At 69.8% G+C, this 16,655-nt stretch carries 18 protein-coding genes; 6 read left to right on the forward strand and 12 right to left on the reverse strand.

The window, feature by feature from the left end; genetic code table 11:
- Positions 1-3: 3 nt before the first annotated feature.
- Complete coding sequence (locus OG828_RS21340) at positions 4-288, reverse strand: hypothetical protein (RefSeq protein ID WP_328502011.1); 285 nt, start codon at positions 286-288, stop codon at positions 4-6.
- A 271-nt stretch (positions 289-559) separates the two neighbouring features.
- Between OG828_RS21340 and OG828_RS21345 the strand changes: the two genes are divergently transcribed.
- The gene (locus tag OG828_RS21345) at positions 560-1,543 is read left to right on the forward strand and encodes a chitinase (protein ID WP_328502012.1); all 984 of its coding nucleotides are present in this window, start codon (positions 560-562) and stop codon (positions 1,541-1,543) included.
- Between the two features lie 73 nt (positions 1,544-1,616).
- Here OG828_RS21345 and OG828_RS21350 read toward each other — a convergent pair whose 3' ends face one another.
- From OG828_RS21350 to OG828_RS21385, 8 genes are all read right to left on the reverse strand, one after another.
- Entirely contained in the window at positions 1,617-2,033 is a 417-nt protein-coding gene (locus tag OG828_RS21350; protein WP_328502013.1) for an imidazolonepropionase-like domain-containing protein, read from the reverse strand.
- Positions 2,034-2,040: 7 nt separating this feature from the next.
- Positions 2,041-3,240 (reverse strand): cyclic dehypoxanthinyl futalosine synthase, encoded by a 1,200-nt coding sequence (gene mqnC / locus OG828_RS21355; protein WP_328439083.1) that lies wholly within the window; start codon positions 3,238-3,240, stop codon positions 2,041-2,043.
- 72 nt (positions 3,241-3,312) lie between these two features.
- Positions 3,313-3,999 carry a prepilin peptidase gene (locus OG828_RS21360; RefSeq protein WP_328504909.1) on the reverse strand — a complete coding sequence of 229 codons (687 nt, stop codon included), beginning with the start codon at positions 3,997-3,999 and terminating at the stop codon, positions 3,313-3,315.
- Between the two features lie 82 nt (positions 4,000-4,081).
- Positions 4,082-4,546 carry a GtrA family protein gene (locus OG828_RS21365; protein WP_328359148.1) on the reverse strand — a complete coding sequence of 155 codons (465 nt, stop codon included), beginning with the start codon at positions 4,544-4,546 and terminating at the stop codon, positions 4,082-4,084.
- Positions 4,546-5,529 (reverse strand): glycosyltransferase family 2 protein, encoded by a 984-nt coding sequence (locus OG828_RS21370; RefSeq protein WP_328359151.1) that lies wholly within the window; start codon positions 5,527-5,529, stop codon positions 4,546-4,548. Before OG828_RS21370 ends, OG828_RS21365 begins: the two co-directional genes overlap by 1 nt.
- A 41-nt stretch (positions 5,530-5,570) precedes the next feature.
- On the reverse strand, positions 5,571-8,219 hold the full coding sequence (locus OG828_RS21375; protein ID WP_328502014.1) for a YfhO family protein: 2,649 nt from the start codon (positions 8,217-8,219) through the stop codon (positions 5,571-5,573).
- Positions 8,220-8,392: 173 nt separating this feature from the next.
- Positions 8,393-10,072, reverse strand: a complete 1,680-nt coding sequence (locus tag OG828_RS21380) for a serine/threonine-protein kinase (protein WP_328502015.1) — start codon at positions 10,070-10,072, stop codon at positions 8,393-8,395.
- Positions 10,073-10,153: 81 nt separating this feature from the next.
- A complete protein-coding gene (locus OG828_RS21385; RefSeq protein WP_328359157.1) occupies positions 10,154-11,002 on the reverse strand; it encodes a menaquinone biosynthetic enzyme MqnA/MqnD family protein in 849 nt (282 codons plus the stop codon).
- Positions 11,003-11,307: 305 nt separating this feature from the next.
- Between OG828_RS21385 and OG828_RS21390 the strand changes: the two genes are divergently transcribed.
- Positions 11,308-11,511, forward strand: coding sequence for a cold-shock protein (locus OG828_RS21390; RefSeq protein WP_003992177.1), 204 nt, complete (start codon positions 11,308-11,310; stop codon positions 11,509-11,511).
- Between the two features lie 104 nt (positions 11,512-11,615).
- On the opposite strand, the gene OG828_RS21395 is transcribed toward OG828_RS21390, so the two are convergent.
- Positions 11,616-12,164, reverse strand: a complete 549-nt coding sequence (locus tag OG828_RS21395) for a helix-turn-helix domain-containing protein (RefSeq protein ID WP_328502016.1) — start codon at positions 12,162-12,164, stop codon at positions 11,616-11,618.
- 106 nt (positions 12,165-12,270) lie between these two features.
- On the opposite strand from OG828_RS21395, the gene OG828_RS21400 reads away from it, so the two are divergent.
- The 4 genes from OG828_RS21400 to OG828_RS21415 all read left to right on the forward strand — a co-directional run bounded on the left by OG828_RS21400 (position 12,271) and on the right by OG828_RS21415 (position 14,951).
- Positions 12,271-12,933, forward strand: a complete 663-nt coding sequence (locus OG828_RS21400; RefSeq protein ID WP_328502017.1) for an AzlC family ABC transporter permease — start codon at positions 12,271-12,273, stop codon at positions 12,931-12,933.
- Positions 12,930-13,244 carry an AzlD domain-containing protein gene (locus tag OG828_RS21405; RefSeq protein ID WP_328502018.1) on the forward strand — a complete coding sequence of 105 codons (315 nt, stop codon included), beginning with the start codon at positions 12,930-12,932 and terminating at the stop codon, positions 13,242-13,244. The genes OG828_RS21400 and OG828_RS21405 overlap by 4 nt, the downstream gene beginning before the upstream one ends.
- A 31-nt stretch (positions 13,245-13,275) precedes the next feature.
- On the forward strand, positions 13,276-13,914 hold the full coding sequence (locus tag OG828_RS21410) for a class I SAM-dependent methyltransferase (RefSeq protein WP_328502019.1): 639 nt from the start codon (positions 13,276-13,278) through the stop codon (positions 13,912-13,914).
- Positions 13,915-14,078: 164 nt separating this feature from the next.
- The gene (locus OG828_RS21415) at positions 14,079-14,951 is read left to right on the forward strand and encodes a LysR family transcriptional regulator (RefSeq protein ID WP_328502020.1); all 873 of its coding nucleotides are present in this window, start codon (positions 14,079-14,081) and stop codon (positions 14,949-14,951) included.
- A 26-nt stretch (positions 14,952-14,977) separates the two neighbouring features.
- Here OG828_RS21415 and OG828_RS21420 read toward each other — a convergent pair whose 3' ends face one another.
- Both OG828_RS21420 and OG828_RS21425 read right to left on the reverse strand, forming a co-directional pair.
- Positions 14,978-16,114, reverse strand: a complete 1,137-nt coding sequence (locus OG828_RS21420) for a sugar ABC transporter substrate-binding protein (RefSeq protein ID WP_328502021.1) — start codon at positions 16,112-16,114, stop codon at positions 14,978-14,980.
- A 116-nt stretch (positions 16,115-16,230) separates the two neighbouring features.
- Positions 16,231-16,641: an ATP-binding protein gene (locus OG828_RS21425; RefSeq protein WP_328502022.1), complete on the reverse strand. Its 411-nt coding sequence runs from the start codon at positions 16,639-16,641 to the stop codon at positions 16,231-16,233.
- Positions 16,642-16,655 lie beyond the last annotated feature (14 nt).

Raw genomic sequence — 16,655 nt, forward strand, 5'->3', positions numbered from 1 at the left:
CGGTCAGTTGGCGGCGGAGGTCGCGGTCGGCGTCGGGGAGGCGGTCGGCGGGGCGCCGGTGGGGGCGATGCCGCCCGGCGGCTGCCGGCCGCCGCCGGGTCCCTGGTAACCCCCCGGGGCGCCCTGGCCGTTGTTGCCGAAGGGCAGCAGCTGGGACGGGTTGAGCGAGATGCCCACGCCCATGAACGCCATGCCCAGGACGACCGCGTAGCCGAGGCAGACGACACCGACGAGGACGCCGATCCGGCGCAGCACCTTGGACCGGCGACCGGAGTTGTCAACGAACACGGGCCCCTCTACGGAGGTCCCACTGCCGCGTTTGCGGCGGCGACCGCGCACAGCGGCGCGGGTTTCGATGGCAGGCTCGGAATGCATTCCCCGGATATTAGGGCGCCTTTATGTGGCAGAAACTCGGGAGTTCATGTGAGAGGCCCATGAGAAACGTCTTAACCTGTGCGTTCACTGAGAGATTGAGCGATCTGTACGGATTCCGCCCTTATGACGTCAGCTCGGTGTGAGACATTTTCGCTGCGAAATCACGAGAGCGGGTGCATACGCAATGCGGAGTTTCTTGAGGCCGGCAGCCGGGCTCACCTGTCTGATGGCGCTGGTCACCGCGGGGTGCTCCAGTGGCTCCGAATCCGCGTCGCCGAGCACAACGTCCAGCACGTCCTACGCCCCATACGTCAGTTCCACGGCCGCGTCCGACAACGACTCCGTGGGCTCCCCCACGACGTACAACCTGGCCTTCGTCATCTCCGACGGCAGCGGCTGCACCCCGAAGTGGAACGGCTCGACCGCCATCGGCGATACGGCCGTTCAGTCCCGTATCTCCGCGCTCAAGGAGTCCGGCGCCTCCGTCCGCGTCTCCTTCGGCGGGGCTTCCGGGAAGGAACTGGCGGAAAGCTGCGACAGCGCGAGCGAGTTGGCTCAGGCCTACGGCAAGGCGCTGGACGCCGCCGGGTCCGAGCAGGCCGACTTCGACATCGAGGGCGATGCGCTGGCCGACTCCGCCTCGGTCGAACTGCGGTCCGAGGCCATCGCGTTGCTTCAGCAGGAGCGCAGTGACCTGAACGTGTCGTTCACGCTGCCGGTCATGCCGTCGGGGCTGGACGACGACAGCCTGGTGTTGCTGGAGTCGGCCAACGACCACTCCGTGCAGGTCTCCACGGTCAACCTCATGACCATGAATTACGGCGAGTCGTACGACGGGGATATGGGGGGCTATGCGATCACCGCGGCGAAGGCGGCGCACGATCAACTGGCGGATGTTTTCGGGCTGTCCGATGCGGCGGCTTGGCGTGGAATGGCGTTGACTTCGATGATCGGGGTGAACGACGTGGATGGGGAGACGTTCACGTTGTCGGATGCGGCGGAAGTGCGGGCGTTTGCGGAGCAGAGGTCGGTTGCGTGGGTGTCCATGTGGTCGACGTTCCGGGATCAGGAGTGTGCGGGCGGGAACGCGGACGAAGATGACGCGGCTACGAATTGCAGCGGTGTTGAGCAGGAGGTAGGAGCGTTTGCGGAAGCGTTTGCCGGGTGAGGGTGCGTCGGCGAGTGCGGGTCGTGGAGGGCTGGTCGCGCAGTTCCCCGCGCCCCTAAAAGGGGCGCTGAACTTAACGGCGTCTATGCACCAGACGCCCCGCGCACACCGTCGCCATGCACTCGCCCTTCTCGTCGAACACCGCCAGATCCGCCCGGGCGTTCTCGGTGATCGTCGTGGGCCGGGTGCTCGGCAGCACGAGCACGTCGTTCCGTGCCGCCGCTGCCCGCAGTTCAGCGGTGTCGGCGTGCTCCTCCAGTACCGCCACCGCTCCCTCCTTCAGCACCGCGTGAATCCGTTCGCGCGGTGTCGGGGCGTCCGGGAGGGGGCCGTCGTGCACGCGCGCGGGGCCGAGGACGCCGCCGGGCCACTGCCGCACCCGCGCATCCGGGAACCGTTCCGTCAGCTCGGTGAGCGACCCCACCGCGGCGACGCGCGTCCCCGCCACCGCGACGGCGCCGCCCTCGTCCGCCGCGTGAATCGTCAGCACGCGTAGGTCAGTTGGAAGCGAGGAGCTTCAGCTCGGGGTGTGCCGTGCCGCCCTCGATCGCGGTGGACGAGATGTGGGACATGACGCGCTCGTCGACGGGGTCGTTGGCCGGGTCGTCGTGGACGACGAGGTGCTCGTACGTGGTCGAGCGCTGGGCCGGGACGCGTCCCGCCTTGCGGATCAGGTCGATGATCTCGAGACGGTTGGAGCGGTGCTTGGCGCCCGCGCTGGAGACGACGTTCTCCTCCAGCATGATCGAGCCGAGGTCGTCGGCGCCGTAGTGGAGGGAGAGCTGGCCGACCTCCTTGCCCGTGGTCAGCCAAGAGCCCTGGATGTGGGCGATGTTGTCCATGAAGAGGCGCGCGATGGCGATCATCCGCAGGTACTCGAAGAGCGTGGCCTGCGTGCGGCCCTTCAGGTGGTTGTTCTCGGGCTGGTAGGTGTACGGGATGAAGGCCCGGAAGCCGCCCGTGCGGTCCTGTACCTCTCGGATCATCCGCAGATGCTCGATGCGCTCGGCGTTGGTCTCGCCCGTGCCCATGAGCATCGTGGACGTCGATTCCACACCCAGCTTGTGCGCGGCCTCCATGATCTCCAGCCAGCGCTCGCCGGACTCCTTGAGGGGCGCGATGGCCTTGCGGGGGCGCGCGGGAAGGAGTTCCGCGCCGGCGCCGGCGAAGGAGTCGAGGCCGGCGGTGTGAATGCGCTGGATCGCCTCCTCGACGCTCACCTTGGAGATCCGGGCCATGTGCTCGACCTCGCTCGCCCCCAGGCTGTGGATGACGAGCTGCGGGAACGCCTGCTTGATCGCCGAGAAGTGCTGCTCGTAGTACTCGACGCCGAAGTCCGGGTGGTGTCCGCCCTGGAACATGATCTGCGTGCCGCCGAGCTCGACCGTCTCGGCACACCGCCGCAGAATGTCGTCGAGGTCGCGGGTCCAGCCCTTGGCCGTGTCCTTGGGGGGCGCGTAGAAGGCGCAGAACTTGCAGGCCGTGACGCAGACGTTCGTGTAGTTGATGTTGCGCTCGATGATGTACGTCGCGATGTGCTCGGTCCCGGCGTACCTGCGCTTGCGTACGGCGTCGGCGGCGGCGCCGAGCGCGTGCAGCGGGGCGTCGCGGTAGAGGTCGAGCGCCTCCTCCGGGGTGATCCGCCCACCCTCGGCGGCACGGTCGAGGACGGACTGAAGGTCGGCCTTCTCGGTCACCGGAGCGTCCCTTTCGTCAAGGGTTGTGGACGGACCCAACCAGCCTACGCCAGGCCTTTTACCGAGCCGACCTCAGGCCGTGTACGCCCCGATCAGCAAGCCGACATACGCCCCCGCGATCAGGAACGGCCCGAACGGGATCGCCGTCTTCCGGCCCGCCTTCCGCGCGACGACGAGCGCACCGCCGTAGAGCGCCCCCAGTACGAACCCCGCGAGCGTGCCGAGCATCACGGTCGGCCAGCCGTACCAGCCGAGCGCGGCGCCCATGCCGAGGGCCAGCTTGACGTCGCCGAAGCCCATGCCGCCGGGGTTGATCAGGAACAGGACGAGGTAGCCGCAGCCGAGCGTCAGCGCGCCGAACAGGGCGGTGAGCCAGTCCCCGGTGTGCTCGGGGACGAGCGCGACAAGCCCGAGAAGGACCAGGACCGCCGCCGCGAGCGGGAGGGTCAGCGCGTCCGGCAGACGCCGCACCCGGAAGTCGACGACCGCGAGGAGCACGCCGACGGGGGCGAGGAGGAGCCAGACGGCGATTTCGGGGCGGGTGTCGGTGGCGGCGGCGAGGGCGGCGCAGACGAGGGCGGTGGTCAGGGGGAGGAGGGGGGTGGTGGCGGGGCCGTACGACGGGGATGGGCAATCCGCGCATCGTGCCCGCCCGGCCCATCCACGGATCGGATGCCCGCCGGGGCACCGCTCACGCCACGCCTCTCCGGACGGGACGGCGAAGCGGTAGGCCGCGCGGGGCAGCAGCGCGCCCGCCATCGCGCCCCACAACGCGGCGACGGTCACGAGGAGGCCAGTCACAAGGAGTCAGTATGGCAGCGGCGGTTCTGCCGATCCTTTTTTACTGAGAGCTTCTGCCGGCCCTCGGCAGCATGATCGTCCGGGACACCACGAACGTCGCCGGGATCGCCACCATCGACGCGAGCAGCGGAGCGAAGCGGCTTCCGGCGTGCAGGATGTCGACGATGACGTACACCCCTGCCGTGGTGACGACGAAGCTCGTCGCGTTTGTCAGGGGGAACAGCAGGAATTTCCGCCAGGTCGGTCTCGTCCGGTAAGTGAACCGGGTGTTGAGGAAGAAGGATCCGATCATGCTGAGACCGGAGGCGACGAGGTGCGCGGCCATGTACGGAAGGTGCGGCAGGAGCAGCAGGTAAAGGCCGTAGTACGTGCCGGTGTTGATGACACCGACGACGGCGAAGACGACGATCTGGCCCGATATCGGGCGGGGCTCCGATTCGGTTCCGGTTCGCGTGCTCGTCCGGGAGTTACTCGTCGGGGAGTCGCTGGTCAGGGAATTGCTCATCAGGGAATGAGATCCTTGGTCGGGTGACCGCCGCATCGTGCCGGGTGCTGGGCTCGGTCCACGTTCGTCGCCTTCACCAGGAAGTGCGGGCGGCCCTTGACCTCGTAGTAGATCCGCCCGGTGTACTCACCGATGATCCCCAGCATGATCATTTGCATGGCCGCCGCGGCGGTGACGGCCGTGATAATCGTGACATAGCCCGGGGTCTCGACGCCGTTGATGAGCGCGGCTCCCACGATCCACGCCGTGTAGAGGCCCGTGCACAACAGCAGTGCCATGCCGAGGTAGAGGGCGGCGCGCAGCGGGCGGTTGTTGAAGGAGAGCAGGCCGTCGAGGCCGTAGTTGAGCAGGCTGCGGAAGCTCCAGGAGCTGCTGCCGTGGGCGCGGGTGGCGTTCTCGTACTCGAAGGTGGTGCTGGGGAAGCCGACCCAGGCGAACAGGCCCTTGGAGAAGCGGTTGTACTCGGTGAGGTCCACGATCGCGTCCACCACACGCCGGGAGAGCAGGCGGAAGTCGCCCACGCCGTCGACGAGTTCGACGTCGACGAGCCGGTTGATGAGGCGGTAGTAGAGGCGGGCGGTGACCGTGCGGGTGAAGCGGTCGCCGGTCCTGGTGCGCTTGGCGATGACCTGGTCGTAGCCCTGGGTGTGCAGTTCCACCATGCGGTGGATCAGCTCCGGCGGGTGCTGGAGGTCCGCGTCCATGACGATCACGGCGTCTCCCGAGGCGTGGCGCAGACCGGCGAGCAGGGCTGCCTCCTTGCCGAAGTTCCGGCTGAAGGAGACATAGCGCACGCGCGCGTCGAGTTCGGCCAACCGCTGCAACTCCTCGAGGGTCCGGTCGCGGCTGCCGTCGTCGACGTAGACGAACTCCATGTCGTGGCCGAGCGGCAGGAGTTCCTCCGCGATCTTCTGGACCGCGTCGTGGAACCTGGCTATGACGTCTTCTTCGTTGAAGCAGGGTGCGACGATCGAGATGAGCATGGTTCGGGTACTCCCCGTGAGGTCCGGTCGGCGAGCGGTGGTCAGGCGCTCGGATGGTGGTGTGCGCGCCGTCGTCTGACCGCGGCGAGGACGCTGAGGGCGATGAGGGTCAGCAGGGAGGCGGCGCCGACGGCTCCGCCCAGGCGCAGGCCCGGTGGGTGGAACGTGCAGGTGAGACTGGTCGAGGAGCCGTCCAGGGGGACAGCGATCAGGCCGTAGTACTGCTTCGCGGGTACGGCGTCGGCGGCACCGGTCGCACAGCGCCAGCCGGCGATGCGCGGGGCCGCGACGACCGCGGTTCCCTTGCTGCCGGGCGGCAGTTCGGCGCGGATCGTGCCGTCGGAGACGGACACCTTCGTGGCGCCCGTGGTCTTCAGCCGGTCGACGGCGGCGCGCAGGCGCCCGGTGTCGAGGCAGCCGACCGCGCCCTCGGGGACGACGCCCGGCCCGTTCGGGGACAGCTCGATGCGGAGCCGTCCGGACGCCGGGACCGTGCCGACGGGCTCGATCGCGGCGATCTTGGTACCGGGGTCGGAGCGGAACCGCCCGGGGGTCCGCGCCCCGGCGATGCTCGCGGTGCCCGCGAAGTGCGGGGCCCAGAGGTACGCCTCGCTGCCGGGCCGGCAGGTGGCGGTGATCGTCGACTTGCCGGGGCCGTTGACCCGCAGGCCGGGTCGGCTGTCGCCGCTGCGCTGCGGCTGCTTCCCGGAGGGGGTGCGGACGGTGATGGGGGGCACGGTGTAGACGCGGGCGCCCAGCAGCAGTTCCTGGTTGCGGTACGGCGACGGTCCGAAGGCGGAGACGTTCGCGCCGGCGGTCGGCCGCACCGTCACCAGGGGCGGCACGTCCTGGCGGGTCACGGTCGCCTTGGTGCCGTCCTGCGGGAACCAGCCCTGGTGCGGGTCCGGCGGTGAGTGCACCCGCGCGCCGACGGCGAAGATCGCGTCCGTGACGGCGTTGTCCAGGCTCTGGATGTTGCGGCCGCGCGAGGTGTAGCCGCCTCCGAGGGCGATGAGCGTGCGGCTGAGGACGTCGGCGGTCAGGCTGCTGTAGTACTGGGCGCCCTGACCGCCCACCATCAGCGGATCGTTGCCGACGGTCTGCTCCCGGCCCGGGTCGGTCCGATGGCGGGGCCAGCCGTCGGCCTCGGCGATCGCGTCCGCCTGTTGCTGCTGCCGCGGTCCCCAGGGCGCGTAGTCGTCCAGGTGCCCGAAGCGCAGCCGGGTGGCGACGGCGGAGGTGGCGGTGGCCTCGGCGACCTGCGTGCCGATGAGCAGGGTGACGGCCAGTCCGGCGAGGACCGTCTTGCGCCGCCCGCTGTGGTGGCGGGCGAGCAGGGCCAGCCCGCACAGGGCGCCCGCGGCGGCGAGCAGGGCGAGCGGCAGGACGAAGGAGCGGTCCGTCAGCGCGCTGCGGCTCGCGACGGCGATGATCAGCGCCAGCAGTCCGCCCGCTGCACCCAACGCGCGCCGCCCGGGAGGGCCGTACGCCAGCGCATGCCACGCGGCGATCACCAGCAGCCCGCAGAGCACGAAGGTCTGGCGGTACGAGCTGCCGTTCGGGGTGGAGAAGGCGTGCCAGAGAAGGTGGGTCGGGCCCCACTGGAACGACAGCGCGACGGCGACGGCGAGCAGCGTCCAGCCGTAGCGGACCGGGCGCGGGACCTTCCGGTGGAAGGGCAGGGCGAGGGCGAGCAGCAGCGCTGTGGTGCCGACGTAGATGGCGGGCGTACCGAAGTTGTACGTCGTCGGCAGCAGCCGGGCCACCATGTCCTCGGTCGATGAGGGGACGAACGTCCGGACCACGCCGGGGTAGGCGTGCTTGGTGCCGAAGTACACGACGACCACCAGCGGCGCGGCCAGTCCGACGCCGAGCGCCATGGTCAGGACGGCGCGGCCCGCCGCCGCGAGGCGCTGCCGCCGGTCGAGGTCCGCGAGCCACAGCCGCAGTAACACCACCAGACCGGCGGCGAGCGTGGCCATGTACGCCGTGTAGAAGTTGGCGATCCAGACGAGCGCCACGATGATCACGCCGAGCACCCGGCGCCGGTCGTTCAGCGCCCACTCGCCGACCAGGCACAGCAGCGGCAGGGCGAGCAGGCCGTCGAGCCACATCACGTTGTAGATGGCGGAGGCCAACGTCCAGCCGCACAGGGCGTACGACGCACCCAGCAGCCCCGCGGCCCACCAGCGGCCGGGACGCATCCGGAGCAGCAGGTACGCCATCGCAGCGCCCGCCGACGCCACCTTCAGCAGGGTGATCACATACACCGCGAGGTCGATCTCGTCCCGCGGGAACACCCCTACGAGCAGGGCGAAGGGGCTGCTGACGTACGTACCGAGGTCGGGCAGGAAGCTGGAGCCGTACCCGGACTGCCAGTTGACGAGGAGGCCGCCGTCGGCCCGCCCGTGCAGCAGGTCCCACAGGTGGGCATGGAAGGGGACGTACTGGTTGCCGAGGTCGTTGACGCTGCGGGTGCGGGAGCCGAAGGGGTAGCTGCGGGCGATGATGTCGCCGGCGCACAGGACGGCGAGGGTGAGGGCCGCGGCCAGCAGCGCGGCGGTGCCTGCCGGGCCAGCGGGACGGCGAAGCAGACGGAGGCGGAGCCGGGTCCGGGTTCCGTGCGCGGCCCCGGGCGACGGCGTTGCCTGGGTCGCCTGTTCCGTCAAGGGCAGGCTCGGACTGACCATTCTCGGCAAGCCTCCGGAGAATTGCGGGTGATTCGCCGTCTTAGATGAGCGCTGCTCAGGAATGGTTGTGTGACATGAGGAACTGTGGGGAACAATTCCGGATACGCGCACCGGAGTTTCCCGAACGGGGCATTACCAAAAGGTAGACAAAAGGTGTCCTGAAGCGGGAACCGCTAATTGATCTTCGACATCCGGGCCGTCGGATTCCCCGACTCCGCACTGTCCGACCGGTAGGTCAGATCGTCCCCGACCGGAGTGATCCGCACCGTCGCGGCGGCCTGACTGCACCCCGCGTGATTGCCCTCCGCCCCCACGGACGTCGCCACGATCTGCTTCGCCGACACACTCTTCAGGGTCAGTACGTCATTGCAGACGAGGCCGACCGGATCGGTCTGCCGAAGAGTCCCCAACTCCTCGCCCACGTCAGCCTTGTGGAGGGTGACCCGGAAGGTGCCCATGGGGAGGCTGCCGCCGAGTCCGGTGGCCTGGCCTTCCCAGGTGCCGAGGTAGGCGGCGGGCACAGCGGTCGGGTTGCTGTCACCCGGCGCCTCACTGGACGCCGAGCTGGACGGTGAACCGCCCGCCGTGTCCGACGCGTTGCCGTCTCCCGGCAGCAGGTCGAACACGAACACCGACCCCACCGTCACCGCCGCCAGCGCCCCCGCGACCGCGAGAGCCACCGTGCAGCTCACCCTCCGCCCCCGCCCCCCGTCACCCGGCGCCGAGGTCGCCGCCACGGAAACGGAGAGCTTGCCGGGCTGCTGCGGAGGCACCGTCGGCGCGGCGTCACGCGGCTCGGGCACGGAGGCCTGCGGCGCGGAACCTGACGGCGCGACGGACGGCATGACCGGCGACGGCACGGAACCCGACGACGCGACGGACGGCATGACAGGCGGCGGCCCGAACTCCCCCACCGACGGATTACTGAACCCCACCGGCCCCGACACCACGTCCCCCGCCGCCTCAAGATTCAGCAGCTGTACGGCACCCCGGCTCACCTGCTCCACCAGCGCCCCCGGCAGCCACCCGCCCGAGACCAACCGGGCCGCGCCCTCCGGAGCCAGCAGCCGGGCCACCTCACCCGGCGAGGGCCGTGCCTCCGGGTCCTTCCCGAGACAGGCCGCCACCAGCTCCCGCAAGTCACCGGTCAGGGGCCCGAGTTCGGGCTCTTCGTGGACGACCTTGTAGAGCAGCGCCGCCGACGAGTCACCGCGGAACGGCGGCTCCCCCGTCGCCGCGTACGCCAGCACCGCCCCCAGCGAGAAGACGTCCGCCGCACCCGTGACGCCCTTGCCGAGGATCTGCTCGGGCGACATATAGCCGGGCGAGCCGATCGAGACGCCGGTGGAGGTGAGAGACGCCGTGCCGTCCGTGGCCCGGGCGATCCCGAAGTCGATCAGCAGCGGCCCGTCGAGGGTGAGCAGCACGTTCGAGGGCTTCACATCCCGGTGAACCAGCCCCAGTTCGTGCACGGCCGCCAGCGCCTCGGCCAGACCCGCACCCAAGGCTCGTACGGAATGGAGCGGCAGCGGACCCCGGTCCGTGACCGCCGCGCTCAGCGAGGGGCCCGCCGCATACGCGGTGGCCACCCACGGCACTCGCGCGTCGGGGTCGGCGTCCAGCACCGGCGCGGTCCAGGCGCCGCCCACCCGGCGCGCGGCGTCGACCTCGCGCCGGAAGCGGGCGCGGAACTCCTCGTCGAGGGCGAAATGCGGGTGCACGATCTTCACCGCGACCGTGCGGCCGCCGGAGCTGCGGCCCAGATAGACCCGCCCCATGCCGCCGGAGCCGAGCCGGCCGAGCAGCCGGTAGGGACCCACGGTGGTGGGTTCGTCGACGTCGAGCGGTTGCATGGCGCGCCCCCCTCTCCCCCGCGCACGCCAGTCTCCTGCGCGTGCGCCTGCACTCCCGGCAGCCTATGGGTACAGACGCTCCTACGGCTGGAGCAGATCCACCTTCACGTCGGCCGGGAAGCCCGTCGTCGGACCGACGCGGCGGGCGAACTCGGCGACCGCCTCCAACTGGGGTGCCCCGAAGCGGAAGTCGAGGGTCGTGAAGTACCGCTCCAGGACCTGTTCGTCGAAGGCCTCCCAGCGGGCCGCCTGTTCGGCGACCTTGCCGACCTCGTCGAGGGAGAGGTTGCGGGAGGCGAGGAAGGCCTCGTGCACCGCGCGGGTGATGACGGGCTCGCGCTCCAGGTAGTCGCGGCGGGCGGCCCAGACGGCGAAGACGAAGGGCAGGCCGGTCCACTCCTTCCACAGCGCGCCGAGGTCGTGCACCTCGAGGCCGAAGCGCGGACCGTCGAGCAGGTTGGCGCGCAGCGCGGCGTCCCCGATCAGTACGGCCGCCTCGGCCTCCTGCATCATCAGGCTCAGGTCGGGCGGGCACGTGTAGTACTCGGGCCGCACGCCGTAGCGGTCGGCCAGCAGCAGCTGGGCCAGGCGGACGGAGGTGCGCGAGGTCGAGCCGAGGGCGACCCGGGCGCCGTCCAGCCGGTCCAGCGGGACCTGCGAGACGATCACGCAGGACATCACCGGTCCGTCGCAGCCGACGGCGATGTCCGGGAAGGCGACCAGGTCGTCGGCGTTGCGCAGGAACTCCACGAGCGTGATGGGCCCGATGTCCAGGTCACCCTTGACCAGCTGCTCGCTGAGCTTCTCCGGGGTGTCCTTGGTCAGCTCGAAGTCGAGGAGGGTGCCGGTTCTCGCGAGCCCCCAGTACAGGGGCAGGCAGTTGAGGAACTGAATGTGGCCGACGCGCGGCCGGGTGCGAGAAATGTCCACATCGCGAGACTAGACCCCGTGGGGTACGGTGCACTCTTCAGGGTGCCGCGAACCGCCTCATAGGCCCCGTCAGCCCCCGCCTTGATCTTCAAACTTCCGAGTGACGTGATCTTGGCCTCTATTGCTTTCGGCTGCCTGCATGCTAGGCTCGCCGCAAGTTGCAGTTTGGTTTCCCTTGCAGTACAGAGCCTGCGGAGCATGTAACCGCGGGCTCTCGTCGTTTTCAGACGTATGCAGTTGTGCGGCACTGTTTTCACACTTGCAGGTTCTGGAGCAGGGCAACCCTTTGGGCCCAAGGAGGGCTTATGGCTACCGGAACCGTGAAGTGGTTCAACGCCGAAAAGGGCTTTGGTTTCATCGCCCAAGAAGGCGGCGGCCCCGACGTCTTCGTTCACTACTCCGCGATCAATGCGAGCGGCTTCCGCTCGCTGGAGGAGAACCAGCAGGTCTCCTTCGACGTCACTCAGGGCCCGAAGGGCCCGCAGGCGGAGAACGTCACCCCCGTCTGAGTCTTCGGCCTCGGAGCCTGGTGCTTTGATCCGGAACGAATAGCAGTACCCAAGGAGCCCCGCGCCGCAAGGCGACGGGGCTCCTGCCTTTACACCCCCGCACCTCACACATGCTGCATGACCAGCACGAACGTCGTCCCGGCCGCCAGTGCCTCGTACGAATGCGGCACATCTCCGCGATACGACATGTAGTCGCCGGGCCCCAGCTCGACCTCCTCGCCCCGGGGTCCCGCCTTCACCCGGCCCGTGCTGACGATCAAGTGCTCCACGCTCCCCGGAATGTGCGGCTCCGACTCCCGGGCCGGACCCGGTTCCGCCCGCAGGTGGTAGATGTCCCGCCGGGCGCCGGGCGGACTGGCGGAGAGCAAGGTGGCCACGTAGTCCGCCCGTTCGGAGGCGACCGTAGGTCCCTCCCCCGCCCGGATCACCTGAACGGCCGAAACCGGCGGCTCCACCAGCGCGCTGAACGGCACCCCGAGCGCGACCCCCAACGCCCACAGCGTCTCCACGCTGGGGTTCCCGCTGCCCGCCTCCAGCTGGGACAGCGTGGACTTCGCGATCCCCGCCCGCTTGGCCAGCTCGGACAGCGACAGCCCGGCCCGGGTGCGCTCACGGCGCAGGGAGGCGGCGATCCAGGTGAGGGGCTCACTCATACGCTTCACTTCCTGTCGTTCGCTCTACAGGTACGTTCGTTCGCCTTGACGAACAGGCACCTGTGTGTTCATCCTAGAAAACATGCGTTCGCTACTCCGAACACCGATGATGGCACCTCTGGTGCGCGACAGCGCCCTCGTCTGGCTGGCGAGCGGTGTCGTCGGCGTCTCCTTCGGCGCGGTCTCCGTGGTCGGCGGGCTGCCGGTCTGGGTGCCGGTGGTGATGTCGCTGGTCGTGTACGCGGGTTCGGCGCAGTTCAGCGCGGTCGGCGTACTGCTGGCCGGGGGCGGGCCGTTCGCCGCGGCGGCGACCGGGCTGATCCTGAACACCCGGACGGCGGCCTTCAGCCTGGCCGTGGCGGACGTCCTCGGCACCCGGAGCCGGCTCGCCCGCTTCCTCGGCGCCCACCTCGTCACCGACGAGACGGTCGCCTTCACCCTCGCCCAGCCCGATCCGGTACGACGCCGCACGGCATTCTGGGTGAACGGCCTGGGCCTGTTCGCCGCCTGGAACACCGGCGTCCTCGCGGGCGCCCTCGCGGGAAGCGCGCTCGGCGACACGGCGACGTACGGCCTCGACGCGGCCTTCCCGGCCGTCCTGGTGGCCCTGGTACTGCCCACCCTGCGCAAGGACGCGGGCATACGACGGGCCGCCGTGCTCGGCGCGGTCGTGGCACTGGCGGTGACCCCCGCCGTGCCCGCCGGGGTGCCGGTACTGCTCGCGCTCGCCGGACTCTTGGTATACGGACGGAGGCGGGCGGCGGCATGAACGCGACGGTCGCGATGATCCTGGCGCTGGCGGTGGGGACGTACGCCTTCCGGCTGGTCGGACCGGTTCTGTACGGGCGTGTGGAACTCCCGCCGAAGGTCCAGGAGTTGATGTCGGCGGGCGCGATCGTCCTGCTCACCGCGCTGCTGGCGACCGGAGCACTGACCGAGGGCGGGGACTTCGCGGGGTGGGCGCGGCCGGGTGGGGTGCTGGTGGCGGGCATGCTGGCGTGGTGTCGGGCGCCGTTCGTGGTGGTCGTGCTGGGGGCGGCGGTCACAACGGCGGTGTTGCGGGCGGCGGGTGTGGGGTGAGTGTCAGTGGGCGTCGGTAGGGTCCCCGGCCATGACCGAAGCCGATTTCCTCACCGCCACCCGCACCTTCTACGACGCCATCGCCGAGGACTACGCCGACCTCTTCCGTACCGCGTTCGCCACGCCGCTGGACCGGGCGGTGTTCGCCGGGTTCGCGGAACTGGTGGGGGCAGGCGGTCGCGTGGCCGACCTGGGCTGCGGGCCGGGGCGGGCGACGGCCCACCTCGCCTCCCTCGGACTGTCCGCCTTCGGGCTCGACCTGTCGGAGTCGATGCTCGCGATCGCCCGGCGGGAGAATCCGGAGCTGCGGTTCGAGCAGGGCTCGATGCTGGAGCTGGACCTTCCCGACGGTTCGCTCGCGGGCGCCGTGTCCTGGTACTCGTCCATCCACACCCCCGTGACCGAACTCCCCTCCCTCTTCGCCGAGTTCCGCCGCGTCCTGGCACCGGGCGGCCACCTCCTGATCGCCTTCCAGATCGGCGACGAGCCCCGCCGCCACGAACGGCCCTGGGGGCATGAGGTGACCCTGGACTTCCAACGCCGCCGACCGGACCAGATCGACGGCCTGCTCCGGGCGGCAGGGTTCGCGCCCGTCATGCGGATGGTGCGAGAGGCTGCCCCGAACGAGACGACGGAACAGGCGTCGCTGATCGCCCGCAAACCCGCATAGCCAGACAAACGCGCCGAGGTGCAGCGCCCCGCTAGGGGCGCGGGGAACTGCGCGACCAGCCACAACGAACCCGCAGCTGCTCAGGAAACGCGGCGCCCCGGTCGGAAAGCAACGGACACATGGCCTGGCGATCGAAGCTCGAGCGCGCCGCAGACGGTCGTGTTGTGACCCCCGACGACCTGCGTGTATTCATGGCGGTGTGCCGGGCCGGGAGCCTCAGTGCGGTGGCACGCGATCTCTCGTGCACCCAGTCCACGGTGACCCAGCACGTGAAGCGGTTGGAGCGGCAGCCTCGGGGTGTCGTACCGACACATGCCGGCCGCGTTCTGGAGGCGGCCGCGTCCGAAGGGCTCGTCGGGCTGGAGCTGGCGCTGCGGCGGCTGCGGGATCTGGCCGACGGGGAGAGCGGCACGGTACAGGTGGCGACCGGCGCGACGACCGTACGGCACTTCATGTCGGACGCGGTGGTGACGTTCCGGCAGCGGCATCCCAAGGTCAACCTGGAGTTCCGTACGGAGAGTTCGAGCCGGGCGTGTTTCGACGCGCTGGCCGACAGCGACCTGGACCTGGCGTGGATCACGCTGGGCCGACCGGTGCGGGGCATCGAGCAGCGGCCGGTGGTGGAGCTGCCGTGGGTACTGGCGGTGCGGGCCGGCGATCCGCTGGCCGACCGCGCGTCCCTGGACGCCGCCGCGCTGGAGGACGTACGCCTCATACGGCTGCCCCCGACCTCCACCTCGGCCGCCCATCTCGACGCCGCCTGCGCCGACTTGGGCGTCCGTTTCAGCTTCGACACCAGCGTGGCCGACTGGGACACCGCGCTGCTCCTGGCCGAGCTGGGGGTCGGGCGGGCGGTCGTGCCCGCGTTGCCGGGGCTGCCCGTCCCCGGCGACGGAGCCCTCCGCCTGATCCCGCTCCCCGGCCTCCGCCCGCTGCCCGTCGGCTGGGCCGTGCGCCGCTGGGATGCGCTCAGCCCGCCGACCAGGGCGTTCGCGCACTTGGTCGAGAGCTACCGGAGGGACGGCGCGCAGGCCTGACCGCTCCGCGCCACTCCACTCCGGGCTTACTTCAGGCCGATCGCCGCGCAGTCCGCCCCGTACTCCGCGGTGCAGATCTCCTTGACGGTGTAGACGTCGTCCTGGATCAGCGTCTCCTCGATGTTGTCCTGGGTGACCGCGATCACCGGTACCAGCTGTGCGGGAATGTCGTCCTGCGTCGGGCTGTCGACCTTGTCCTGAGTCAGTGCGTCGAACTCGATCGAGCGCCCCTGGACCTTGAACACGGCCATCCTCGCGGCCTGGGTCGCCTCCTCGGCGAACGGCTTGTACACGGTCATGTACTGGTCGCCCGCGACGATCCGCTGCACCGCGTCCAGATTCGCGTCCTGCCCGGTCACCGGCGGAATCCTGCTCGCGCCCGCCGCCTTCAGCGCCGTGATGACGGGGCCCGCGAGGCCGTCGCTCGCCGCGTACACGGCGGCGATGTCGTCCACCCCGACGGCCTCGATCGCCTTCCCCATGTTCGCTTCGGCGACGTCGGGCGACCACTTGTCCGTGTCGTACTGCTCGACGATGTCGACCTTGCCTTCGAGTTCATCGAGCGCGCCCTTCTTGAACAGTGCCGTGTTCGGGTCGTCGGGGTCGCCGTTCATCATGACGACCTTGGAGGACTCGGCCCGCGAGCCGAGTTCGCCCATGATGGCGCGGCCCTGCACCTCGCCGACCAGCTCGTTGTCGTGGGAGACATACGCGTCGATGGGCCCCTGCGCGAGCCGGTCGTAGGCGATGACCGGAATGTTCGCGTCCTTGGCCTTCTGTACGTCCGAGGCGATGGCCTTGGCATCCAGCGCGTCGACGAGGATGACATCCACCTTGTCGGCGATCATCTTCTGGAACTGCCGGCTCTGCTCGGCCACGCTCGCCTCGGCGTTGGCGTAGACGACCTTGCCCTTGTTGTTGGTGAGGGTCGCGACTTCCTTCTTGATCAGCGGATGGTCGAACTTGTCGAAACGGGTCGTGTCCTTGTCCGGCAGGAGCAGGCCCACCGTGATGTCGTCGCCCTTCTCCGGGGTCGCGGAGCTGTCGCTGTCCCCGATTCCGTCGACGACACCGCACGCGGTGATCGACAGGGCCGAGACGGAGGCGGCGATCGCTATGCAGATACGGCGTAGGGCTGATGTGTGGGGGGAAAGAGGGTTCACTACTGGAGCCTTCCGAGCGGATGAGCGGCGTTGCTACCCGGGTGGCGGTAGCCAATGCCCCGGCGGCATGTCACGTCAAGCGGTTGTCGTCACAGGACGGCAACCGTTTTCCGCGCTCAGAACCCCGGCTCCTTGAGGGCGAGTTCCACCCACACCGTCTTCCCGACGTCGCGCTCCGCAACGCCCCAGGTGAGAGCGAGCAGCGAGACGAGAATCAACCCCCGCCCACACTCCCCCTCCGGCTCATTGATGAACCGGAGCTGCCGATCCCCCCTCGGGTCACTCACCTCAATACGCACGGTCTCCTCAGGAAACAGCAGCAGCCGCAACTCGAAGTCCCGCCCGGGAACACGACCGTGCGTCACGGCATTCGCCGCGAGCTCGGCGACCAGCTGCTGCGCGGTGCGGTTCACCTCGCTGTCGTACGGGTGCCCCCACGCGGCGAGTTGCAACGCGGTGAGTCGTCTGGCGAGCCGGGCACCTCGGGGGGTGGCACTCAGGCGCTGGGTGGAGATTTCGGCGTTCACGTCACTCAGCGTGG

The sequence above is a fragment of the Streptomyces sp. NBC_00457 genome, from assembly GCF_036014015.1.
GTDB lineage: Bacteria > Actinomycetota > Actinomycetes > Streptomycetales > Streptomycetaceae > Streptomyces.